This window comes from Achromobacter sp. UMC46 (assembly GCF_014170335.1).
Classification (GTDB): domain Bacteria; phylum Pseudomonadota; class Gammaproteobacteria; order Burkholderiales; family Burkholderiaceae_B; genus Achromobacter.
Map to the genome: position 1 here is coordinate 111,773 of NZ_LZZS01000040.1, position 24,209 is coordinate 135,981.

Genomic DNA, 24,209 nt, shown 5'->3' on the forward strand with positions numbered 1-24,209 from the left:
AACCTCGAGTCGGAGTGCTCATGCCTTACTCGTACACCGAAAAAAAGCGCATCCGCAAAAGCTTCGCCAAGCGTGAAGACGTTCAAAACGTTCCTTTCCTTTTGGCGACACAGCTTCAATCCTACCTAACTTTCCTGCAGGCGGATACCGCCCCGTCCGATCGCGTAGCCGACGGTTTGCAGGCGGCGTTCTCGTCGATTTTCCCGATCGTTAGTCACAACGGTATGGCGCGCTTGGAGTTCGTGAGCTACGTGCTCGGCGAACCGGTGTTCGATGTCAAGGAATGTCAGCAACGTGGCCTGACCTATGCCTCGCCCCTGCGAGCCAAGGTCCGCCTGGTGCTGCTTGACCGCGAAGTCAGCAAGCCGACCGTGAAGGAAGTGAAGGAACAAGAAGTCTACATGGGCGAAATTCCGCTCATGACGGGCACGGGTTCCTTCGTCATCAACGGCACCGAGCGTGTCATCGTGTCGCAGCTGCACCGTTCGCCTGGCGTGTTCTTCGAACACGACCGCGGCAAAACGCACAGCTCCGGCAAGCTCCTGTTCTCGGCCCGCGTGATTCCTTACCGCGGTTCGTGGCTGGACTTCGAATTCGACCCGAAGGACGTCCTGTTCTTCCGCGTCGACCGTCGTCGCAAGATGCCTGTCACGATCCTGTGCAAGGCCATCGGCATGACGCCGGAATCCATCCTGGCCAACTTCTTCGACTTCGACAACTTCGAATTGAAGAGCGAAGGCGCGATGATGGAATTCGTGCCCGAGCGTTGGAAGGGCGAAATGGCCCGTTTCGACATCTCGGACCGCGATGGCAAGGTCATCGTCGAAAAAGACAAGCGCATCAATGCCAAGCATCTGCGCGACCTGGCTGCCGGCGGCATCCAGCGCATCTCCGTGCCGGAAGACTTCCTGTACGGCCGCGTGCTGGCCAAGAACATCGTTGACGAAGATACCGGCGAAGTCATCGCCAACGCCAACGACGAGATCACGGAAAGCGTGCTGAGCGCCCTGCGTGCTTCGAACGTCTATGACATCCAGGCGCTCTACACGAACGACCTGGACCGTGGTCCGTACATCTCGCAAACGCTGCGCACCGATGAAACCGCCGACCAGATGGCCGCGCGCGTTGCCATCTACCGCATGATGCGTCCTGGCGAGCCGCCCACCGAAGAAGCGGTGGAAGCGCTGTTCCAGCGTCTGTTCTACAACGAAGAGACGTACGACCTGTCGCGCGTCGGCCGCATGAAGGTCAACAGCCGTCTGGGCCGTGGTGAAGACATCACCGGCCCGATGACGCTGACCAACGAAGACATCCTTGAAACCATCAAGGTGCTGGTCGAGTTGCGTAACGGCCGTGGCCAGATCGATGACATCGATCACTTGGGCAACCGCCGCGTGCGTTGCGTGGGCGAACTGGCCGAAAACCAGTTCCGCGCAGGTCTCGTGCGCGTCGAGCGCGCCGTCAAGGAACGTCTGGGCCAGGCCGAGACGGAAAACCTGATGCCGCACGACCTGATCAACTCCAAGCCGATCTCGGCTGCCATCAAGGAGTTCTTCGGTTCGAGCCAGCTGTCGCAGTTCATGGACCAGACCAACCCGCTGTCGGAAATCACGCACAAGCGTCGCGTTTCCGCACTGGGCCCGGGCGGTCTGACTCGCGAGCGCGCCGGCTTCGAAGTCCGCGACGTGCACCCGACCCACTACGGCCGCGTCTGCCCGATCGAAACGCCGGAAGGCCCGAACATCGGCCTGATCAACTCCATGGCGCTGTACGCTCGCTTGAACGAGTACGGCTTCCTGGAAACGCCTTACCGCAAGATTATCGACGGCCGCGTCAGCGAGCAGATCGATTACCTGTCGGCCATCGAAGAAAGCCACTACGTCATCGCGCAGGCTAACGCCGCGCTGGACGAGCAGGGCGCCTTCGTGGACGACCTGGTCGCTTGCCGTGAAGCAGGCGAAACGATGCTGACCTCGCCGGCCAACGTGCATTACATGGACGTTGCCCCGTCGCAGATCGTGTCGGTCGCCGCTTCGCTGATTCCGTTCCTTGAGCACGACGACGCGAACCGCGCACTGATGGGCGCCAACATGCAACGTCAGGCCGTGCCTTGCCTGCGTCCGGAAAAGCCGGTCGTGGGTACGGGTATCGAACGCACCGTGGCCGTTGACTCGGGCACGACCGTGCAAGCGCTGCGTGGCGGCCTGGTCGATCACGTTGACGCCGAGCGCGTCGTGATTCGTGTGAACGACGAAGAAAACGTCGCCGGCGAAGTCGGTGTCGATATCTACAACCTGATCAAGTACACGCGTTCGAACCAGAACACGAACATCAACCAGCGTCCTATCGTCAAGCGTGGCGACAAGGTTGCCAAGGGTGACGTGCTGGCCGACGGCGCATCGACCGACCTGGGCGAACTCGCCCTGGGTCAGAACATGCTGATCGCGTTTATGCCGTGGAACGGCTACAACTTCGAAGACTCGATCCTGATCTCCGAAAAGGTTGTGGCCGATGACCGCTACACCTCGGTGCACATCGAGGAACTGACGGTTGTCGCCCGCGACACGAAGCTCGGTCCGGAAGAAATCACGCGCGACATCAGCAACCTGGCTGAGACGCAACTGAACCGTCTGGACGATTCGGGCATCACGTACATTGGCGCCGAAGTCAGCGCCGACGACGTGCTGGTCGGCAAGGTCACGCCGAAGGGCGAAACCCAGCTGACGCCGGAAGAAAAGCTGCTGCGCGCCATCTTCGGTGAAAAGGCGTCCGACGTTAAGGACACCTCGCTGCGCGTGCCTTCGGGCATGACCGGCACCGTGATCGACGTGCAAGTGTTCACGCGTGAAGGCATCGTGCGCGACAAGCGCGCCCAGTCCATCATTGACGATGAACTGCGCCGTTATCGCCAAGACCTGAACGACCAGTTGCGCATCGTTGAAAACGACCAGTTCGACCGTATCGAAAAGATGCTGGTCAACAAGACCGTCAACGGCGGCCCGCGCAAGCTGGCCAAGGGCGCCACGATCACCAAGGCTTACCTGGCTGATCTGGACCGCTGGCAGTGGTTCGACATCCGTCTGGCCGACGAGCCGCACGCTGTCGTCCTCGAGCAGGCCAAGGAATCGCTGGAGCAGAAGCGCCACCAATTCGATCTGGCCTTCGAAGAGAAGCGCAAGAAGCTGACGCAAGGTGACGAGCTGCCCCCGGGCGTGCTGAAGATGATCAAGGTCTACCTGGCCGTGAAGCGTCGTCTGCAGCCTGGCGACAAGATGGCAGGCCGTCACGGCAACAAGGGTGTGGTCTCGCGCATCACCCCGGTGGAAGACATGCCGCACATGGCTGACGGCACGCCGGCCGACATCGTTCTGAACCCGCTGGGCGTGCCCTCGCGGATGAACGTCGGCCAGGTGCTGGAAGTGCACTTGGGCTGGGCTGCCAAGGGCGTGGGCCACCGCATCGCCGATTTGCTGCGCGACGAGCGCACTGCGCAGGTCAAGAACATCCGTGCCTACCTGGACAAGGTCTACAACACGACCGGTTCCGGCGCCCGCATCGACGAGCTGACCGACGAAGAAGTCATGGAAATGGCCCAGAACCTCAAGAACGGCGTGCCGTTCGCGACGCCCGTCTTCGACGGCGCGACCGAAGAGGAAATCACCACGATGCTGGAGCTGGCCTATCCGGACGATGTCGCCGAGCGCATGGCACTGACGCCTTCGCGTACGCAGGCATGGCTGTTTGACGGCCGCACGGGCGAGAAATTCGAGCGCCCCGTGACCGTCGGCTACATGCACTATCTGAAGCTGCACCACTTGGTCGACGACAAGATGCACGCGCGTTCGACGGGTCCGTACTCGCTGGTGACTCAGCAGCCGCTGGGTGGCAAGGCGCAGTTCGGTGGTCAGCGTTTCGGGGAAATGGAAGTGTGGGCGCTGGAAGCATACGGCGCCGCCTATACCCTGCAAGAAATGCTGACGGTGAAGTCGGATGACATCACTGGCCGTACCAAGGTATACGAAAACATCGTCAAGGGCGACCACGTCATCGACGCCGGCATGCCGGAATCGTTCAACGTGCTGGTTAAGGAAATCCGCTCGTTGGCCCTGGATATGGATTTGGAGCGTAACTAATGAAAGCGCTACTCGACCTATTTAAGCAAGTCTCGCAAGACGAGCAATTCGATGCCATCAAGATCGGCATCGCCTCGCCCGAGAAGATCCGTTCGTGGTCTTACGGCGAAGTTCGCAAGCCCGAGACCATCAACTACCGCACGTTCAAGCCTGAGCGCGACGGCCTGTTCTGCTCGAAGATCTTTGGTCCGATCAAAGACTACGAGTGCTTGTGCGGCAAGTACAAGCGCTTGAAGCACCGTGGCGTGATCTGCGAGAAGTGCGGCGTTGAAGTCACCGTCGCCAAGGTTCGCCGTGAACGCATGGGCCACATCGAGCTGGCCAGCCCCGTCGCGCACATCTGGTTCCTGAAGAGCCTGCCGTCGCGTCTGGGCATGGTGCTCGACATGACCCTGCGCGACATCGAACGCGTCCTGTACTTCGAAGCCTGGTGCGTGATCGAACCTGGCATGACGCCGCTCAAGCGCGGCCAGATCATGTCGGATGACGATTTCCTCGCCAAGACCGAAGAGTACGGCGACGACTTCCGCGCTCTGATGGGCGCGGAAGCCGTGCGCGAACTGCTGCGCACCATCGACATCGACCGCGAAGTGGAAACGCTGCGCGGCGAACTGAAGGCCACCAGCTCGGAAGCCAAGATCAAGAAGATCTCGAAGCGCCTGAAGGTGCTGGAAGGCTTCCAGAAGTCGGGCATCAAGGCCGAGTGGATGGTCATGGAAGTGCTGCCCGTGCTGCCGCCGGACCTGCGTCCGCTGGTGCCGCTGGACGGCGGCCGCTTCGCGACCTCCGACCTGAACGACCTGTACCGCCGCGTCATCAACCGCAACAACCGCTTGAAGCGCCTCCTGGAGCTCAAGGCGCCGGAAATCATCCTGCGCAACGAAAAGCGGATGCTGCAGGAAGCCGTTGACTCGCTGCTGGACAACGGTCGCCGCGGCAAGGCCATGACGGGCGCCAACAAGCGCCAGCTGAAGTCCCTGGCCGACATGATCAAGGGCAAGAGCGGTCGTTTCCGCCAGAACTTGCTGGGCAAGCGCGTCGACTACTCGGGCCGTTCGGTCATCGTGGTGGGTCCGCAGCTCAAGCTGCACCAGTGCGGCCTGCCCAAGCTGATGGCCCTGGAACTGTTCAAGCCGTTCATCTTCAATCGTCTGGAGATGATGGGCCTGGCCACGACCATCAAGGCTGCCAAGAAGCTGGTGGAAAGCCAGGAACCGGTGGTCTGGGACATCCTGGAAGAAGTCATCCGCGAACACCCGGTCATGCTGAACCGTGCGCCTACGCTGCACCGTTTGGGCATCCAGGCGTTCGAGCCGGTCCTGATCGAAGGCAAGGCCATCCAGCTGCACCCGCTGGTTTGCGCGGCGTTCAACGCCGACTTCGACGGTGACCAGATGGCTGTCCACGTGCCGCTGTCGCTGGAAGCCCAGCTGGAAGCGCGCACGCTGATGCTGGCGTCGAACAACGTGCTGTTCCCGGCCAACGGCGAACCGTCGATCGTGCCGTCCCAGGATATCGTGCTGGGTCTGTACTACACGACGCGCGAGCGCATCAACGGCCGCGGCGAAGGCATCTTCTTCACCGACGTCGCTGAAGTGCAACGCGCTTACGACAACGGCGAAGTCGAGCTGCAATCCCGCGTGACCGTGCGTCTGAAAGAGCACGAGCGCGACGAGGCTGGCGAATGGCAACCGGTAATCCGCCGTCACGAGACGACGGTCGGCCGCGCGCTGCTGTCCGAGATCCTGCCGAAGGGCCTGCCCTTCACGGTGCTGAACAAGGCACTGAAGAAGAAGGAAATCTCGCGCCTGATCAACCAGTCGTTCCGCCGTTGCGGCCTGCGCGACACGGTGATCTTCGCCGATAAGCTGATGCAGTCCGGCTTCAAGCTGGCCACGCGCGGCGGTATCTCGATCGCCATGGGCGACATGCTGATCCCGACCGCCAAGGAAGGCATCCTGGCTGAAGCCAGCCGCGAAGTGAAGGAAATCGACAAGCAGTACTCGTCGGGTCTGGTCACGTCCCAAGAACGCTACAACAACGTGGTGGACATCTGGGGCAAGGCTGGCGACAAGGTCGGCAAGGCGATGATGGAACAACTGGCCACCGAGCCGGTCGTCAACCGTCACGGCGAAGAAGTGCGCCAGGAATCGTTCAACTCGATCTACATGATGGCTGACTCGGGCGCCCGCGGTTCGGCCGCCCAGATTCGCCAGCTGGCCGGTATGCGCGGCCTGATGGCCAAGCCGGACGGCTCGATTATCGAAACGCCCATTACCGCGAACTTCCGTGAAGGTCTGAACGTGCTTCAGTACTTCATCTCGACTCACGGCGCGCGTAAGGGTCTGGCTGATACGGCACTGAAGACCGCGAACTCGGGTTACCTGACCCGTCGTCTGGTCGACGTGACGCAAGACTTGGTGATCACCGAGGACGATTGCGGTACGTCGCTGGGCTACAACATGAAGGCCCTGGTGGAAGGCGGTGAAGTCATCGAACCGCTGCGCGATCGCATCCTGGGTCGTGTTGCCGCCGTGGACATCATCAACCCGGACACGCAGGAAACGGCCATCGTCGCCGGCACCCTGCTGGACGAAGATCTGGTCGACACCATCGACCGCATCGGCGTGGACGAAGTCAAGGTCCGCACCCCGCTGACGTGCGAAACGCGTCACGGCCTGTGCGCAAGCTGCTACGGCCGCGATCTGGGTCGCGGTTCGCCGGTCAACCAGGGCGAGGCAGTCGGCGTTATCGCTGCCCAGTCCATCGGTGAACCGGGCACGCAGCTCACGATGCGTACGTTCCACATCGGTGGCGCGGCGTCGCGTTCGGCTCTGGCCAGCGCGGTGGAAACCAAGTCCAGCGGTCTGGTCGGTTTTGCCAGCACGATGCGCTATGTCACGAACGCCAAGGGCGAACGCGTGGCGATCTCGCGCTCCGGCGAACTGGCGATCTTCGACGACAACGGCCGCGAACGCGAACGCCACAAGATCCCGTACGGCGCGACCGTGCTGGTGGGCGATGGCGAGGCCGTGAAGGCGGGCGCACGTCTGGCGACGTGGGATCCGCTGACCCGTCCGATCGTGTCGGAATACGGCGGTGCCGTCCGCTTCGAGAACATCGAAGAAGGCGTGACCGTTGCCAAGCAGGTGGACGAAGTCACCGGCCTGTCGACGCTCGTCGTCATCACGCCGAAGACCCGTGGCGGCAAGATCGTCATGCGTCCGCAGATCAAGCTGGTCAACGAGAACGGCGAAGACGTCAAGATCGCCGGCACCGATCACTCGGTGAACATCTCGTTCCCGGTGGGCGCACTGATTACCGTGCGTGACGGCCTGCAGGTTGCCGTGGGCGAAGTCCTGGCGCGTATTCCGCAAGAATCGCAAAAGACCCGCGACATTACTGGCGGTCTGCCGCGCGTGGCCGAGCTGTTCGAAGCCCGTTCGCCGAAGGATGCCGGCATGCTCGCCGACGTCACCGGTACGGTTTCGTTCGGTAAGGACACGAAGGGCAAGCAGCGTCTGGTCATCACCGACCTGGAAGGCGTGAGCCACGAGTTCCTGATTCCGAAGGAAAAGCAGGTTCTGGTGCACGACGGCCAAGTGGTGAACAAGGGCGAAATGATCGTGGACGGCCCGGCCGATCCCCACGACATCCTGCGCCTGCAAGGCATCGAGAAGCTGGCGACGTACATCGTCGACGAAGTTCAGGACGTTTACCGTCTGCAGGGCGTGAAGATCAACGACAAGCACATCGAAGTGATTGTTCGTCAGATGCTGCGCCGTGTGAACATCGTTGACGCGGGCGACACCGAGTTCATCCCGGGCGAGCAAGTCGAGCGCTCCGAACTGCTGAACGCCAACGACCGCATGACAGCCGAAGAGCGTATCCCGGCAACGTACGACAACGTGCTGTTGGGTATCACGAAGGCCTCGCTGTCGACCGACTCGTTCATCTCGGCCGCTTCGTTCCAGGAAACCACCCGGGTCCTGACCGAAGCCGCCATCATGGGCAAGCGCGACGACCTGCGCGGCTTGAAGGAAAACGTCATCGTTGGCCGCCTCATCCCGGCGGGTACCGGCCTGGCTTACCACCACGCACGCCGCGACAAGGAAGAGCTGGAGGCGGCGGAACGCGAAGCCGCGCGCCAGCAGGCCAACCCGTTCGAAGACTCGCCGGTCACGGTGGGTGCGGACGCGGAAGCGCCTGTCTCCGACGCCGGCACCGAGGACGCCGCCGAATAGGCGGAGCCTCGGTCAGCCCCCCGCGCGCCGTCCTGGCGCGGGGGCTGAATGCAAAAAAGGCCGCTGATGCGAATCAGCGGCCTTTTTCATTGTCAGTGGCGCCTTATCTTGCGGCCTGCCGCGGGATGCGGCGCGCGGCTATTTCCCGGCTTGTGCCCGGGCGCGTTGGAACGCAGGTCCCCAGGACGGATGTCCGGCTTCGTTGGGGGCAAGGTCAAAAGTGGGGTCCAGCGCCAGGATACGGGCGAAGCTGTCTTCGCACAGTTGGGCGTACCGCGTGACGCAATAGCTGAAGGCCTGCAGCTTGTAGGCCTCGACGCGCACGGCGCGGGGGGAGGAGGCCAGGGCGTCGGAGGTGGCGACGCTGCGGATGACCTCGCCGTAGCGGCCGGCGCCGTAAGCGTCGCGGACTTGTTGCAATTGCGCCAACGCCTCGGGCGTGGCGGGGGCTTCGGCTTGCCGGGAGGGGATCCCGGCGCAGCCCGCCAGCATCAACGACGCGCCGAGCAAACTGCTCAGAAAGCGAATTTTCATAGCTTCAAAAGGGAAGTAGGGAGAATGGGCGGTACGCTATCGTGCCACAGCCTGATGCGCTCGGACATTTTCGGCAATGTCCTGATGTTGCGGATTGGATAATATTCAGGCTATTCAACCTTTGCACACTACGCGCATGAGCGCAATTCCGATAATGCCTTCGTCCACCGGCCTCCTGACGCCGCGTGGCCCCTTCTCCGGCGCCGCGCCGCTTGCCCTGCGTCCCTTGAGCGCGATCGCCGCCAGTACGGCGGGAGGCGTGCCGGAAACACGCATCAAGCGGCTTCTGTCGGATCTGCTGCCGTCGCTGATCGCCCTGCACGCGCAGGGAGAGATCTGTGGCGATATCTCGCTGGAAACCGTAGGGATGGACGAGGGCGCGCGCGCGCACCTGCTGCCCGAACTCGTCGTGGCGCGCTCGCGCCGCGCCAGCCGGAGCCCGGCGCCAGGTTTCGCGCCGTTCGAGCTCTATTCCGACTCCATGGAATGGCCGCGGGGCCCCTGGAGCGATGTCTACGCCCTGTGCGCCGTGATGCATGCGCTCGTGACCGGCCATCGCCCGCCGCCCGCGCCGGAGCGCCGCGCGACGGACAACTACGAGCCGTTGGCCTCGCAAGGCCTCTCCAAGTACAACCCCGACTTCCTGATCGTCATTGACGCCGGCCTGTCCATGGCGCCGGCTGACCGGCCGCAGACGCTGGCCGAACTGGCCGCCTTGCTGGGCGTGGCGGCATACATCGAACCGGCGCCGGCTGAAGCGGACGTCGCGGCGGGGGCCGCCTATGCGCCGCCGCCCGCGGCCCCCGCGGCCAAGCCCGCCGGCGGCCGACGCCCCTTGTTGGGACTGCTGTGCGTTGCGGCATTGATCGGCATGGGCACCTATGCCTGGTTCCATTGGGGCATGGGAACGCCCAATGTCCTGATCACAAGCTCGGAACTGGTTCAACCCAACCCGCCCGCCGTCTATCCCGCCCCGCAGGTGACATTGCCGCCCGTTGCGCCGGCGGCGCCGTTGCCGACCGCGCAATGGCAGCCCTCCGCACCCGTGCCGTCCCAGCCGGAACCGGCGCCTGCCACCAAGGACTCAAGCGCGGCGGAATCCCCTCCCGCGCTCTCGGCGGAAACCTCGGACCCTGCCGCTCAAGCGCCGGCGGCCGCGGCGCCTGCCGCTGCTGACGAGGCGCCCAAGCCCAAGCCGCTGGCGGTTCCCGTGACGGTGCGGCTGGACATCCGTCCTTGGGGCGAGGTGTGGATCAACGGCATCGCACGTGGCATCAGCCCGCCCGTCAAAGAGTTGCGGCTGATCCCCGGGAAATACCAGGTGGTGCTGCGCAACGCGGACTTGCCGCCGTACCGGGGCACTCTCGAGATCAAGGCTGGCAAGCCCGGCGTGATCTCGCACACATTCCAGTAGGGCTGGCGCTACGGTGCGTCGGGTGCTTCGGGCGCTGCAGGCAGGCGTAACGTGAATACCGAGCCGACGCCCAGTTCGCTGCTGACTTCGACCGACCCGCCATGGCGCTCGGCCACCGTGCGCACGAACGCCAGGCCCAGGCCGGCGCCGCCCACATCGCCGCGGGTTTCGACGCCCACCCGCGAGAAGGGTTCGAACAGACGAGCAATGTCCGCTTCGGCGATGCCTTGGCCCTGGTCGCGGATATCCACCCGCCAGAAGCCGGGCTCTTCGTCGATGCCGCATTCGATGCGCGTGTGGGCGGGGCTGTACTTGATGGCGTTGTCGATCAGGTTGCACAGCGCGCGCATCAGCAGCGTCTGGTCGCCGCGCGTATAGGCGGCGGGCAGCGGCATGCGCAGATCCAGCGCAATGCCGCGCTTTTGGGCGGACGCCCAGAACTCGTCCACCCCGTCCTGCAGCAGGCTGCCCAGGTCCAGTTCCACGGCGCAGATCGTCATGGACTCGGCCCGCGTCAGATGCACGAAGTCGTCCACCAGATGCAGGGTGCGGTTGGCCAGCGTGGCGATGCGGGCAAGGGTATCGCCTTGGCCGTCTTGCATGCCGGCTTCCTGCTTCATTTCCACCAGCGCCAGGATGGAGCTTTGCGGCGCGCGCATGTCGTGCGAGATGAAGCGCAGCGTTTCTTCACGCTGGCGTTCGGCCTGGCGGATGCGCGAGATATCGGTCAACGTGGCGACGGTGCCGGCGAAGTTTCCTTCAGCGGTGTGGATGGGCGCGCACTTCAGGATGAGGTCGCGGCCGGCGTAGTCGCGCACTTCCAGGTCGGCGCTCCAGGGCGACGTGGCGTCCACGGCGCGTTGCCCGGCTAGTGCCTCGGCTACGCGTTGCCGCGTGGCGTCGTCGGAAATGGTCTTTTCAAGCAGATGGGTGGCGGGATGGCCCACGCGGGGCGGACGCATGCCCAGGCGCTGGAAGTACATGACGGCGGCCTGGTTGCGGAATTGCATGCGGCCGTCCTGGTCGAAGACCAGCGTGGCGTCGGGCATGCCGTCGAGCCCGTCGGCCAGGAAGCGCCGCAGGTTTCGCACGCGGGCCAGCGCGCGCCGCAACTCGCCCACCCGGCTTTCAAGCGACGCGTTGGGGCCGGTGAGCTGGGCGCGGGCCTCGTTCAGCACGGGCGGGTACTCGCGCTGCAGCCGGCGCAATTCGTTGTCCATGTAGCGCAAGGCGGCTTCCTGGCTGCGCCAGCTCCACAGCGGATAGCACAGCGCCACACCGACCAGGGCGGCGGTGGGGGCGAACCACAGGTTGTTTTGAGCCAGCAGCATCCAGGACGCCAGCAGGATGGCCGCGATCAAGGCGACGCTGACCAGCAGGGCGCGCTTGGGCGATAACCGCCATAACGCCAGGCAGGCCAGCAGTACGGGCAGGGCGGAGAACATCGCGTTCCAGGCGGCGGCCGGCCGCTGGTACGAAATACCGTCGCGCGCCGCTTGCAACAGATTGGCGATGATCTCCACGCCGGACATGCCGCTCAAGTCATGCGAGACGGGCGTGGGGTAGGCGTCGCCCAGGCCCGTGGCCCAGGCGCCGACCAACACATATTTGCCGCGCAATTCGTCGGGCGGCACGTCGCCGCGCAGCACCGACAGGTACGAGGCGGTGCGCATGTGGGCCGCGGAGCCGGTGTAGGGGATCAGGATGCTGCCGTCGGGACCTGTCCGTTGCAGCAGCTGTTGCGCCTTGTCGGATTGGCCGCCGACCTCAAGCATGGACAGGGCAAGGTGGAACCGGCGTTCGCCTGCGAACTCCGCCGCGGGCGTCGCTTCGCGCACGACTCCGTCGGAATCGACGCGGGCGTTGATGAAGCCGGTCGACGCCGCCGCTTGCGCCAGCATGGGGATGGGGGCGGCCAGGGACGACGGGTTGGTCAAATGGTCCAGCACGACAGGCAGGACGGTGCGGCCATTGCGCCGGATGCTGTCGGCCAGGATCCGGTCGTCGTTGGGATTGACGGTGTCGCTTTCCGCGAAGATCAGGTCCAGCCCGACGGCGCGGGCGCCTTGCAGGCGGTCCAGCAGCGCGGCATGGATCGCGCGCCGCCATGGCCAGCGCCCCAGCGTATCGATGCTGGCGTCGTCGATGGCGACGATCAGGATGTCGGGATCCGCGGCGCGGCCCGTCAAGGCCGCGACACGGTCATAGAGGATCTGGTCGACCCGGCCCAGGCCATTGAGAGAACCCAGCACCGCCGCCAGCACTGCCAGCACTATCGTCAACCACAGCCCTGAGCGCGAGGTCCGGTCAACGGTGTCGGCGGCGTCGGCCATGAGGCGGCCCCTAGTACTCGGTCAATATGATGGGCACGCCCGAACCGCTGGCCACACCCAGGCCATAGGAAGTCATCAGCTGGTTGGCGCCCTCGAACGTGGCCACCGCATCCTGGCCGCTCAGGCCAAGCTCATCGATGGCGCGCACCGACACGTAATACGTGCCGGGTCCGGGCGCGGTGAAGCGGATGTCGTTCGTCGGGAAGGCGACCGACGACACAGGCATGGCGCCGTCGGCGTCGTGCGAAACGCGCACCAGGTAGCTTTGCGCGCCGGCCACGGGGGCGAAGGCGCTGGTCCAGCCGCCGCCGCCAGAGCGTTCGGGAGTGGATAGCTGCGGCGCGGCCAGCAGTTCGCGCACGCCTGACACGCTGCCGTCGTTGCGCACGGCGGCGCCATAGCCGCGCGCCACGGCGACCGGCTTGGCGGGCGCGGTTCCCGGCGCGTGCGGTTGCAAGCGCACACTGCCTTCCAGCACTTCGCTTTGCACGCCGCCCGCGCCGCTTTGCACGCGGAAACGCGTGCCGCGCACGCCGGTGACGGCGACGGGGGTGCGCACTTCAAAGCGGCCGACGCCTTGCCCGGTGGGCGCGACGGACGATTCAACGCTGCCGCGCTGCACATGGATGACGGAGTCCGTCAGTTCGGTGCCTTCGAATTGGCGCAGGCGCGCCAGCTCGACCGAACCACCGGCGGGCAGGGTGAGCTTGGATCCATCTGCCAGCTCCAGCGTGACAAAGCCGTTGGGCGAGGTCACCACGGTGCTGCCTTCCGACAGGCTCTGGCCCGGTTGCAAGGGCTTGCCGTTCATACTGGCCTGGCCGCTGACGTGCATCACGCGCGCCTGGGCGGCACGTTCGGGAATCATCGCCAGGGGAATGCGCAGTTCCTGCCCGATGGGCAGCCGCTCTGGCGCGTCCACCTTGTTCAACGTCTGCAGCGGCGCCCAGTTGGCCTGGTTGCGCGTGTATTGCGTGGCCAAGTTAATCAGGGTGTCGCCCTGGCGGACGCGATAGATGAAGTCGTCGCCCAGGGCGCCCGCAGGCTGGCCATGGACAGGGGCCGTCAGCGCACAAGAAAGCAAGGCAAGCAAAGAAAGCGCGCGGCAGCGGCTCATAGCGATCGGTTCTCCAGAGAGGCGCGCAAAGGCGTCTACGGCAGGCTCGCCGGGTTGTCTTCCGACGCGCCGGTCAGTTCGAGCCGGTAGCCCAGGGCGTAGGACGAGGTCAGGCGCACACCGTTCTCAGGGCGTAGCTGAAGCTTTTGCCGGATGTTCGACAAGTGCGTATCCAGCGTGCGCGAGGTCGCGGGGATTTCCCGGTTCCAGACGCATTCCGCCAGGACATCGCGCGACATGAGGCGGCCCAGGTTGCGGAAGAACAATAGCGCCAGCTCGAATTCCTTCGGCGCCAGGCTTACCGCGGCGCCGTTCAACGAGATGACGCGCGCCGCGGGTTCGACGCGGTAATGGGCGACATCGAAGGAATCGTTGGCGGGTTCGGCGGGCTGGGTGCGTCGCAGCAAGGCCGCCACGCGGGCCAGCAATTCCAGTGGCCGCAAAGGCTTGACGATGTAGTCGTCGGCACCGGCGCGCAGGCCTTCCACCAGATCGTCTTCGCTGGACCGGTTGGTCAGGAAAATGACGGGCACGCGGGCGCCGATATTGGCGCGCAGCCAGCGCACCACATCGTCGCCGTCGATATCGGGCAAATGCCAGTCCAGCAGCACCAGGTCGAAGCTCTCGGTGCGCAATGCGGCCAGCAGGTCACGGCTTTGGTGATAGCTGGTGCAGGTGTATCCCGCGGCGGTCAGCACTTGCTGGATTCGCCGGGCTTGATCGAGGTCGTCTTCCAGCGACGCGATTTTCATCAAACGTGTTCTCGCGAAGGTTTGCTACGCAAGCGCGCCCTGTGGCGCCCTACTGCAAGAGGGGTGAGCGAATTTATGTAATCGAATGATAACTCGGGAGGCTCTTGGACTGGCTACGTTGTGGAAAGAACTGTCAAACATTGCAAAGTTAACGAATCTTGACTGGGGTTGTTGCGTAACAAGACGCCACACTGTCTCAATCGCCCCACGCATGGCTGTCACATTTCAGCGATGTCGAGCGATTTCGGGTAAGAGGTGGAAATTAGCTATGAATCAATTGCGCATACTTATGATGTCGCCGGACGAAGTGGCCCGCAACGCCGCCGTGTCCGCTTTACTGCAGGCCGGGATCTCGGCACGCGGCTGCTCGACGTCTCTCGAGCTGTTCGGATTGCTCAATAGCGGTATCTACGATGCCGTTGTCCTGGATGTCGGGACACTGGGCGAAATCGGCTATGCCCTGGTCGCCCGGCTGCATGGCTCGTCCCCCATGGGGATCGTGGTCTCCGGCCGCGGCATGTCCGTGGATAGCCGCCTGCGCTGCCTGCAAAGCGGTGCAGACGCTTGTTTGACCGATCCCCAGGATCCGCGCGAACTCGCCTGCATCCTGCTGGCGTTGGCCCGGCGCCTGCCTGCCGGCCAGGAGAACCCCGTCTCGGACGACACGGTCAATGGCCAATGGGAACTGCGGGACCAGGGCTGGACGCTGGTGGCACCGTCGGGCGCCGCCATTTCGCTGTCTGCCAATGAGCGCCTGATCGTGCGTTCGCTGCTGGAAGTGGCGGGCAGGGCGGTGGGGCGCTCCGAGTTGGGCGACGAACTGCGCGTGGAAGGGGGCGGGGTGCGCTCCAGCGGGTCGCGCAGCATCGATGTGATCGTCAGCCGGCTGCGCCGCAAAGCGGAATTGGCGGGCGTCATGCTGCCGATCCGCACGGTCTACGGCAGCGGATACCTGTTCGCCGACCAGTAGGTCCAACGGGCAGGTCAACTGCCCTGGTACGTGCGGTAAGTGGCCCCATTTTCCACGACCCGCGCCGAAACCGTTGTCATTGCGCCGCGATCTCACCGCCGGCGCGCCGCGCTGCGGCAATTACAAATTCCTTTGACAGTATCCCTTGATCTCAGTTATGCTAAAGGGCTTACTGCTTTATTTCGCGCGCAAAATCTGTACGCTAAAGGGTAAACAGTCCAGGATCCGAAATCAAGGTGCGTCACGAGCCTTTTGTTTTGGGTCCATCGGTCCGACTGCCCCCAGAGGCACCAGTTTTGTGCGTTTGTCATAGTTTGTTGGCAAGCCCGCTCTTTTACGTATATGAACGTTTGAGGCGGTTTTGCGCGAACTGCCTTCTCCGAAGACACTCTTCTGGAGACGAGTACGTAAGTACTTACCAGTGGTACGTAAAAGGGATTTCAAAGGTCATGCCTACCATTAGCCAACTCGTGCGCAAGCCGCGCGAAGTCAGCATCATCAAAAGCAAGAGCCCCGCGCTCGAAAACTGCCCGCAACGCCGCGGCGTGTGCACTCGCGTGTACACCACCACCCCCAAGAAGCCGAACTCCGCTCTGCGCAAGGTTGCCAAAGTGCGTCTGACCAACGGTTACGAAGTCATTTCGTACATCGGCGGTGAAGGCCACAACCTGCAAGAGCACTCGGTGGTTCTGGTGCGTGGCGGTCGTGTGAAGGACTTGCCCGGTGTGCGTTATCACATCGTGCGCGGTTCCCTCGACCTGCAAGGCGTCAAGGATCGTAAGCAAGCCCGCTCGAAGTACGGCGCCAAGCGCCCGAAGAAGGCTTAATAACGAGTCAGCAGTACCCCCGCGTGGCGGAAGTCCGTCACTAGGGAAGTGCGACCGCGCCCTCCGGTTTCTGGGATGGAGCGCGGCACGTAAGGGGTCGTCCCAATGGGCGGCCATGGCCGTGTAATGAAACACGGTTCAACTGAACAGACACAAGGAAGCAACAATGCCCCGTCGTCGCGAAGTACCCAAGCGCGAGATCCTGCCCGATCCCAAGTTCGGCAGCGTCGAACTCGCCAAGTTCATGAACGTCGTCATGCTGGACGGCAAGAAGGCCGTCGCCGAGCGCATCGTCTATGGCGCCCTCGAGCAAGTGCAAACCAAGACCGGCAAAGAGCCGATCGAAGTTTTCAGCCTGGCGATCAACAACATCAAGCCGATCGTCGAAGTGAAGAGCCGCCGCGTTGGCGGTGCCAACTACCAAGTGCCGGTTGAAGTGCGCCCCGTGCGCCGCCTGGCCCTGGCTATGCGTTGGCTCCGTGAAGCCGCTAAGAAGCGTGGCGAGAAGTCGATGGATCTGCGTCTTGCTGGCGAACTGATCGACGCCTCCGAAGGTCGTGGCGCCGCGATGAAGAAGCGCGAAGACACGCACAAGATGGCAGAGGCCAACAAGGCCTTCAGCCATTTCCGCTGGTAATTTAAGGACTAATCCACCATGGCCCGCAAAACCCCGATCGAGCGCTATCGCAACATTGGTATCTCTGCGCACATCGATGCAGGGAAGACCACCACGACCGAACGTATCCTGTTCTATACCGGCGTCAATCACAAGATTGGCGAAGTGCATGATGGCGCAGCCACCATGGACTGGATGGAACAAGAGCAAGAGCGTGGCATCACCATTACGTCGGCAGCTACGACGGCGTTTTGGCGTGGCATGGCGAAGAACTATCCCGAACACCGCATCAACATCATCGACACCCCGGGGCACGTGGACTTCACCATTGAGGTGGAACGTTCCATGCGCGTCCTGGACGGTGCTTGCATGGTCTACTGCGCAGTGGGCGGCGTTCAGCCCCAGTCCGAAACCGTGTGGCGCCAAGCCAACAAGTACGGCGTGCCGCGTCTGGCCTTCGTCAACAAGATGGACCGCACCGGCGCCAACTTCTTCAAGGTCTATGACCAGCTGAAGAACCGCCTGCGCGCCAATCCCGTGCCGATCGTGATCCCGATCGGTGCGGAAGACACGTTCCAAGGCGTGGTCGACCTGGTCAAGATGAAGGCGATCATTTGGGACGAAGCCAGCCAAGGCATCAAGTTCGACTACCACGACATTCCGGCCGAGCTGGAAGGCCTGGCCAACGAATGGCGCGAAAAGCTGGTTGAAGCTGCCGCCGAATCGTCGGAAGAGCTGATGAACAAGTACCTGGAAACGGGTTCCTTGGACGAAGAAGAAATCAACCTGGCCATCCGCCAACGCACCATCGCTGGCGAAATCCAGCCGATGCTGTGCGGCACCGCCTTCAAGAACAAGGGCGTGCAGCGCATGCTGGATGCCGTCATCGACTACCTGCCTTCGCCTGTGGATATTCCCCCGGTTGACGGCATGGACGATGATGGCAATCCGGTCAAGCGTTCGGCTGACGACAGCGAGAAGTTTTCGGCGCTGGCATTCAAGCTGATGAGCGATCCGTTCGTGGGTCAATTGACCTTCGTGCGCGTTTACTCGGGCGTCCTGAAGTCGGGCGATACGGTCTACAACCCCATCAAGGGCAAGAAGGAACGTATCGGCCGCATTCTGCAGATGCACGCGAACAACCGCGAAGAAATCAAGGAAGTGTTGGCAGGCGACATCGCCGCCGTGGTGGGTCTGAAAGACGTGACCACCGGCGAAACGCTGTGCGACATCGACTCCCACATCTTGCTCGAACGCATGATTTTCCCCGAGCCCGTGATTTCGCAGGCCGTGGAACCGAAGTCGAAGGCTGACCAGGAAAAGATGGGTCTGGCGCTGTCGCGTCTGGCTCAGGAAGATCCGTCGTTCCGCGTGCGCAGCGACGAAGAATCCGGCCAAACCATCATTTCCGGCATGGGCGAGCTTCACCTGGAAATTCTGGTCGACCGCATGAAGCGCGAGTTCGGCGTTGAAGCCAACGTCGGCAAGCCGCAAGTGGCCTACCGTGAAACCATCCGCAAGACCTGCGACGAAGTTGAAGGCAAGTTCGTCAAGCAGTCGGGCGGCCGCGGCCAGTACGGCCACGTGGTGCTGAAGGTCGAGCCGTTGCCTCCTGGCGGTGGTTTCGAATTCGTGGACGCCATCAAGGGCGGTGTGGTTCCTCGCGAATACATCCCCGCGGTGGACAAGGGCATCCAGGAAACGCTGCCTTCGGGCGTGTTGGCTGGCTACCCGATCGTCGACGTCAAGGTCACGCTGTTCTTCGGTTCGTACCACGATGTGGACTCGAACGAAAACGCGTTCAAGATGGCCGGCTCCATGGCATTCAAGGAAGGTCTGCGCAAGGCCAGCCCCGTGCTGCTGGAACCGATGATGGCCGTTGAAGTCGAAACGCCGGAAGACTACGCTGGTACCGTGATGGGCGATCTGTCCTCGCGTCGCGGCATGGTCCAAGGCATGGACGACATGGTTGGCGGCGGCAAGACCATCAAGGCTGAAGTGCCCCTGGCTGAGATGTTCGGTTACGCCACGAACCTGCGTTCGCTGACGCAAGGTCGTGCCACGTACACGATGGAATTCAAGCATTACTCCGAGGCTCCCAAGAACGTCGCTGACGAAGTCATCGCCGCTCGGGCCAAGTAAATAACCCTAGCCAGGTCCGCTCATCCGGGCGGCCTGGCAGATTCAAGTTTCCTTGAAAGTTAAAGGATAGAGATCATGGCAAAAGGCAAGTTTGAACGTACCAAGCCGCACGTGAACGTGGGTACGATTGGTCACGTTGACCACGGCAAAACGACGTTGACGGCAGCTATCACGACCGTTCTGTCGAACAAGTTCGGTGGCGAAGCCAAGGGCTACGACCAGATCGATGCGACTCCTGAAGAAAAGGCTCGCGGCATCACGATCAACACCGCCCACGTCGAGTACGAAACGGCAGCGCGCCACTACGCGCACGTTGACTGCCCGGGCCACGCTGACTATGTGAAGAACATGATCACGGGCGCGGCTCAAATGGACGGCGCGATCCTGGTCGTGTCGGCTGCTGACGGTCCGATGCCGCAAACGCGTGAACACATTCTGCTGTCGCGCCAGGTTGGCGTGCCGTACATCATCGTCTTCCTGAACAAGGCTGACATGGTTGACGACGCCGAGCTGCTCGAGCTGGTGGAAATGGAAGTTCGCGAACTTCTGTCGAAGTACGACTTCCCGGGTGATGACACCCCGATCGTCAAGGGTTCGGCCAAGCTGGCGCTGGAAGGCGACAAGGGCGAACTGGGCGAGCAAGCCATCATGGCCCTGGCCGATGCGCTGGATTCGTACATCCCGACGCCTGAGCGTGCTGTTGACGGCGCGTTCCTGATGCCGGTTGAAGACGTGTTCTCGATCTCGGGTCGCGGCACGGTGGTGACTGGCCGTATCGAACGCGGCATCGTCAAGGTCGGCGAAGAAATCGAAATCGTGGGTCTGGTTCCGACGGTCAAGACGACTTGCACGGGCGTTGAAATGTTCCGCAAGCTGCTCGACCAAGGTCAAGCCGGCGACAACGTGGGCATCCTGCTGCGCGGCACCAAGCGTGAAGACGTCCAGCGCGGCCAAGTTCTGGCCAAGCCGGGCTCGATCACCCCGCACACGGACTTCACGTCCGAGGTGTACATCCTGTCCAAGGAAGAAGGCGGCCGTCACACTCCGTTCTTCCAGGGCTATCGTCCCCAGTTCTACTTCCGCACGACGGACGTGACGGGCACGATCGAGCTGCCGGCCGACAAGGAAATGGTTCTGCCGGGCGACAACGTGGCCATGACGGTCAAGCTGTTGGCTCCGATCGCCATGGAAGAAGGCCTGCGTTTCGCTATCCGTGAAGGCGGTCGTACCGTCGGCGCCGGCGTCGTCGCCAAGATCCTGAAGTAATTCGGATCACTTAAGCAGCAAACAACCAGCGAGGGCGACTTCGTCGCCTTCGCCTCTCGTTCTTTAGGAAACGCCATGAAAAACCAAAAGATCCGTATCCGCTTGAAAGCCTTCGATTACAAGCTGATCGATCAATCGGCCGCTGAAATCGTCGACACCGCCAAGCGTACCGGCGCCGTTGTCCGCGGCCCGGTGCCGCTGCCCACGCGTATCCGTCGCTATGACGTCCTGCGTTCGCCGCACGTCAACAAGACGTCGCGCGACCAGTTCGAAATCCGTACCCATCAGCGCCTGATGGACATCGTTGATCCCACCGACAAGACCGTTGACGCGCTGATGCGTCTGGACCTGCCGGCCGGCGTCGACGTCGAAATCGCGCTGCAGTAAGGCGTACCGGACCTGCCACCTTCGCCGGCAGGTTCGAAAAGAATGGCCGTATTCCTCCGGGAGTACGGCCGTTTTGTTTTTTGGCCTATACGTTAGCGGGTGCTCACTGTCCCGGTAGCGGCTGGTTTTCTGCTGTGTTGGCAGCGTTGCACCGCAGTGTGGCAAAACAGCTGCTTTGCACACGCCCGAAGTGGGCTAAGTACTTGTGCCGACTCAGAAAATCATGCTAATATGCCAAGCTTGCCATTTTGTGGCAAGACTGACTATGGGAACGGGATGGCGGGATGGGCTAAAACCCAACTGATCCCCCCAAATTACTCCCCGACCCAGGTTGAACATAGTCGTAGGGCAAAGGCCGTTACCTTTTGCCCGATTAGCCCCGACCAATCGCAGTCGGGAATGGAGAAAACGATGTCGAATTCGACACCCACGCCCGCCGCTCATCGGCTGGGGCTGGTGGGTCGCAAGGTCGGCATGACCCGCATTTTTACCGAGGAAGGTGAATCCATCCCGGTAACCGTGCTGGACGTGTCGAACAACCGCGTGACCCAAGTTAAGTCGCAGGAAACCGACGGCTACGCCGCGATCCAAGTGACTTATGGCACTCGTCGTGCCTCGCGTGTGGTTCAGCCGCAAACGGGCCACTACGCCAAAGCCGGCGTTGAAGCCGGTAGCATCCTCAAAGAATTCCGCCTTGATCCCGCTCGCGCCGCTGAATTTGCGGCCGGTTCCGTGATCGCCGTGGAATCCGTGTTCGAAGCCGGCCAACAGGTCGACGTGACGGGCACGACCATTGGTAAAGGCTTCGCCGGTACCATCAAGCGTCACCACTTCGGTTCGCAACGCGCTTCGCACGGTAACTCCCGTTCGCACCGCGTTCCCGGCTCGATTGGTCAAGCACAAGATCCGGGCCGTATTTTCCCGGGTAAGCGCATGGCTGGTCACCTGGGTGATGTCACCCGCACCGTTCAAAACCTCGACGTCGTTCGCGTTGACGTTGAGCGTGGCCTGTTGCTGGTCAAGGGCGCTGTCCCCGGCCACGCTGGCGCCGACATCGTCGTGCGCCCGGCCATCAAGGCCCCGGCCAAGAAGGGAGCGTAAGTAAATGGATCTCAAGCTCCTGAACGACCAAGGTCAGGCCGCTGCTACGTTCAGCGCGCCCGATACGATCTTCGGCCGTGACTTCAACGAAGCGCTGATTCATCAGATCGTGGTGGCTTTCCAAGCCAATGCCCGTGCCGGCAACCGCGCTCAGAAGGATCGTGCCGAAGTTAAGCACTCGACCAAGAAGCCCTGGCGCCAGAAGGGTACCGGCCGCGCACGCGCTGGTATGACTTCGTCGCCTCTGTGGCGTGGCGGTGGTCGGATTTTCCCGAACTCGCCCGAAGAGAACTTCAGCCAGAAGGTCAACAAGAAGATGTACCGCGCCGGGATCCGTTCGATCCTGTCGCAACTGGCTCGCGAAGACCGCATCGCTGTTGTCGAATCGTTCGATCTGGAATCGCCCAAGACCAAGGACGCAGCCGCAAAGCTGAAGAGCCTGGGCCTGGACTCGGTCCTGATCATCACCGACAGCGTTGATGAGAATGTTTACCTCGCCACCCGCAACCTGCCGCACGTTGCTGTTGTCGAGCCCCGTTATGCCGATCCGTTGTCGCTGGTCCACTACAAGAAAGTGCTGATCACCAAGCCGGCCATCGCTCAACTCGAGGAGATGCTGGGATGAACGCTGAACGCTTGATGCAAGTCATTCTGGCTCCGATCGTGACCGAAAAGGCCACGTTCGTCGCTGAGAAGAATCAGCAAGTCGCTTTCCGTGTCGTGGCTGACGCTACCAAGCCGGAAATCAAGGCTGCCGTCGAACTGCTCTTCAAGGTGCAGGTCGAGTCCGTGCAGGTCCTCAACCGTAAGGGCAAAGTCAAGCGCTTTGGCCGATTCGTTGGCCGTCGCCGTAATGAGCGCAAGGCTTACGTGTCGCTCAAGGACGGCCAGGAAATCGACTTTGCGGAGGTGAAGTAAATGGCCCTCGTAAAAGTTAAGCCGACTTCGGCCGGCCGCCGTGGCATGGTGAAGGTTGTTAGTCCCAACCTGCACAAGGGTGAGCCCTACGCGCCGCTGCTGGAAAAGAAGACCCGTGGTTCTGGCCGTAACAACAACGGTCACATCACGATCCGCCATCGTGGCGGCGGTCACAAGCAACACTACCGCTTGGTCGACTTCCGTCGTGACAAGGACGGTATCCCGGCGAAGGTTGAGCGTCTGGAATATGACCCCAACCGTACGGCGCACATCGCTCTGCTGTGCTACGCCGACGGCGAACGTCGTTACATCATCGCTCCGCGTGGTCTGGAAGTGGGTGCCACGGTGCTGTCGGGTATTGAAGCCCCGATCCGCGCCGGCAACACGCTGCCGATCCGCAACATCCCGGTGGGTACGACGATTCACTGCGTCGAAATGCTGCCTGGCAAGGGTGCTCAGATGGTCCGCTCGGCTGGCGCTTCCGCCGTCCTGCTGGCTCGCGAAGGCATCTACGCTCAGGTTCGTCTGCGCTCGGGTGAAGTCCGCCGTGTGCACATCGAATGCCGCGCCACCATTGGTGAAGTCGGTAACGAAGAACACAGCCTGCGCCAAATCGGCAAGGCCGGTGCAATGCGTTGGCGTGGTATCCGCCCGACGGTCCGTGGCGTTGCCATGAACCCGGTGGATCACCCGCACGGTGGCGGTGAAGGCCGTACCGGTGAAGCACGCGAACCGGTCAGCCCGTGGGGTACTCCGGCGAAGGGTTTCAAGACCCGTCGCAACAAGCGGACGAACAATATGATCGTCCAACGGCGCAAGCGCAAGTAAGAGGCGAACACTATGTCACGTTCGATCAAGAAAGGCCCGTTTGTCGATGCTCACCTGATCAAAAAGGTGGACACGGCCGTCGCGGGCAAAGACAAGAAGCCGATCAAGACCTGGTCGCGTCGCTCCACGATCCTGCCCGAGTTCATCGGTCTGACGATCGCTGTGCACAACGGCAAGCAACATGTCCCCGTGTATATCAACGAGAACATGGTCGGTCACAAGCTGGGCGAGTTCGCGCTGACCCGTACGTTCAAGGGCCACGCTGCGGACAAGAAGGCGAAGAGGTAAGCGATGGAAACTACTGCCATTATCCGTGGGGTGCACATCTCGGCACAGAAGACCCGTCTGGTTGCGGACTTGATCCGTGGTCAGAAGGTCGGCCGTGCCCTGGAAATCCTCACCTTCTCGCCGAAGAAGGCTGCCGTCATCCTGAAGAAGGCTGTCGAGTCCGCCATCGCCAACGCCGAGCACAACGACGGCGCCGATATCGACGAACTGAAAGTCACCACGATTTTTGTGGACAAGGCTCAGTCGATGAAGCGCTTCTCCGCTCGCGCCAAGGGCCGCGGCAACCGTATCGAGAAGCAGACCTGCCATATCACGGTCAAGGTCGGAGCTTAAGGAGTC

19 protein-coding genes are annotated in these 24,209 nt (G+C 62.4%); 15 read left to right on the forward strand and 4 right to left on the reverse strand.

Features of this window, described 5'->3' with window-relative positions:
* Window positions 1-20: 20 nt before the first annotated feature.
* Both rpoB and rpoC read left to right on the forward strand, forming a co-directional pair.
* Complete coding sequence (rpoB, locus tag A9973_RS29015) at window positions 21-4,133, forward strand: DNA-directed RNA polymerase subunit beta (protein ID WP_183017048.1); 4,113 nt, start codon at window positions 21-23, stop codon at window positions 4,131-4,133.
* The gene (gene rpoC / locus A9973_RS29020) at window positions 4,133-8,377 is read left to right on the forward strand and encodes a DNA-directed RNA polymerase subunit beta' (RefSeq protein ID WP_183017049.1); all 4,245 of its coding nucleotides are present in this window, start codon (window positions 4,133-4,135) and stop codon (window positions 8,375-8,377) included. The genes rpoB and rpoC overlap by 1 nt, the downstream gene beginning before the upstream one ends.
* Before the next feature lie 138 nt (window positions 8,378-8,515).
* On the opposite strand, the gene A9973_RS29025 is transcribed toward rpoC, so the two are convergent.
* Window positions 8,516-8,911 carry a TssQ family T6SS-associated lipoprotein gene (locus tag A9973_RS29025; protein WP_183017050.1) on the reverse strand — a complete coding sequence of 132 codons (396 nt, stop codon included), beginning with the start codon at window positions 8,909-8,911 and terminating at the stop codon, window positions 8,516-8,518.
* A 154-nt stretch (window positions 8,912-9,065) separates the two neighbouring features.
* On the opposite strand from A9973_RS29025, the gene A9973_RS29030 reads away from it, so the two are divergent.
* Window positions 9,066-10,325, forward strand: coding sequence for a serine/threonine protein kinase (locus A9973_RS29030; RefSeq protein ID WP_183017051.1), 1,260 nt, complete (start codon window positions 9,066-9,068; stop codon window positions 10,323-10,325).
* 8 nt (window positions 10,326-10,333) lie between these two features.
* Here the strand turns inward: A9973_RS29030 and A9973_RS29035 are convergent, their stop codons facing one another.
* The 3 genes from A9973_RS29035 to A9973_RS29045 are packed head-to-tail and all read right to left on the reverse strand — an operon-like array spanning window position 10,334 to window position 14,527.
* Entirely contained in the window at window positions 10,334-12,658 is a 2,325-nt protein-coding gene (locus A9973_RS29035) for a CHASE2 domain-containing protein (RefSeq protein ID WP_183017052.1), read from the reverse strand.
* A 10-nt stretch (window positions 12,659-12,668) separates the two neighbouring features.
* Window positions 12,669-13,775 (reverse strand): FecR domain-containing protein, encoded by a 1,107-nt coding sequence (locus tag A9973_RS29040; RefSeq protein WP_183017053.1) that lies wholly within the window; start codon window positions 13,773-13,775, stop codon window positions 12,669-12,671.
* 35 nt (window positions 13,776-13,810) lie between these two features.
* Window positions 13,811-14,527 carry a response regulator transcription factor gene (locus tag A9973_RS29045; RefSeq protein WP_183017054.1) on the reverse strand — a complete coding sequence of 239 codons (717 nt, stop codon included), beginning with the start codon at window positions 14,525-14,527 and terminating at the stop codon, window positions 13,811-13,813.
* Window positions 14,528-14,795: 268 nt separating this feature from the next.
* Between A9973_RS29045 and A9973_RS29050 the strand changes: the two genes are divergently transcribed.
* The 12 genes from A9973_RS29050 to rplV all read left to right on the forward strand — a co-directional run bounded on the left by A9973_RS29050 (window position 14,796) and on the right by rplV (window position 24,203).
* Window positions 14,796-15,497: a response regulator transcription factor gene (locus A9973_RS29050; RefSeq protein WP_183017055.1), complete on the forward strand. Its 702-nt coding sequence runs from the start codon at window positions 14,796-14,798 to the stop codon at window positions 15,495-15,497.
* Between the two features lie 449 nt (window positions 15,498-15,946).
* Window positions 15,947-16,324, forward strand: coding sequence for a 30S ribosomal protein S12 (gene rpsL, locus A9973_RS29055; RefSeq protein ID WP_005017264.1), 378 nt, complete (start codon window positions 15,947-15,949; stop codon window positions 16,322-16,324).
* 166 nt (window positions 16,325-16,490) lie between these two features.
* Window positions 16,491-16,961, forward strand: a complete 471-nt coding sequence (gene rpsG, locus A9973_RS29060) for a 30S ribosomal protein S7 (protein WP_006216561.1) — start codon at window positions 16,491-16,493, stop codon at window positions 16,959-16,961.
* Between the two features lie 18 nt (window positions 16,962-16,979).
* Entirely contained in the window at window positions 16,980-19,082 is a 2,103-nt protein-coding gene (fusA, locus tag A9973_RS29065; RefSeq protein ID WP_183017056.1) for an elongation factor G, read from the forward strand.
* 75 nt (window positions 19,083-19,157) lie between these two features.
* Window positions 19,158-20,348 (forward strand): elongation factor Tu, encoded by a 1,191-nt coding sequence (tuf, locus tag A9973_RS29070; RefSeq protein ID WP_183017046.1) that lies wholly within the window; start codon window positions 19,158-19,160, stop codon window positions 20,346-20,348.
* Window positions 20,349-20,423: 75 nt separating this feature from the next.
* A complete protein-coding gene (gene rpsJ, locus A9973_RS29075) occupies window positions 20,424-20,735 on the forward strand; it encodes a 30S ribosomal protein S10 (RefSeq protein ID WP_003806903.1) in 312 nt (103 codons plus the stop codon).
* A 411-nt stretch (window positions 20,736-21,146) separates the two neighbouring features.
* The gene (gene rplC, locus A9973_RS29080) at window positions 21,147-21,836 is read left to right on the forward strand and encodes a 50S ribosomal protein L3 (protein WP_169270130.1); all 690 of its coding nucleotides are present in this window, start codon (window positions 21,147-21,149) and stop codon (window positions 21,834-21,836) included.
* Window positions 21,837-21,840: 4 nt separating this feature from the next.
* Window positions 21,841-22,461, forward strand: coding sequence for a 50S ribosomal protein L4 (gene rplD, locus A9973_RS29085; protein ID WP_105555697.1), 621 nt, complete (start codon window positions 21,841-21,843; stop codon window positions 22,459-22,461).
* The gene (rplW, locus tag A9973_RS29090; RefSeq protein ID WP_006216557.1) at window positions 22,458-22,754 is read left to right on the forward strand and encodes a 50S ribosomal protein L23; all 297 of its coding nucleotides are present in this window, start codon (window positions 22,458-22,460) and stop codon (window positions 22,752-22,754) included. The genes rplD and rplW overlap by 4 nt, the downstream gene beginning before the upstream one ends.
* Entirely contained in the window at window positions 22,755-23,582 is an 828-nt protein-coding gene (gene rplB / locus A9973_RS29095) for a 50S ribosomal protein L2 (protein WP_006227020.1), read from the forward strand.
* Window positions 23,583-23,594: 12 nt separating this feature from the next.
* The gene (gene rpsS, locus A9973_RS29100) at window positions 23,595-23,870 is read left to right on the forward strand and encodes a 30S ribosomal protein S19 (protein ID WP_006216555.1); all 276 of its coding nucleotides are present in this window, start codon (window positions 23,595-23,597) and stop codon (window positions 23,868-23,870) included.
* Between the two features lie 3 nt (window positions 23,871-23,873).
* On the forward strand, window positions 23,874-24,203 hold the full coding sequence (gene rplV, locus A9973_RS29105) for a 50S ribosomal protein L22 (RefSeq protein WP_006227021.1): 330 nt from the start codon (window positions 23,874-23,876) through the stop codon (window positions 24,201-24,203).
* Window positions 24,204-24,209 lie beyond the last annotated feature (6 nt).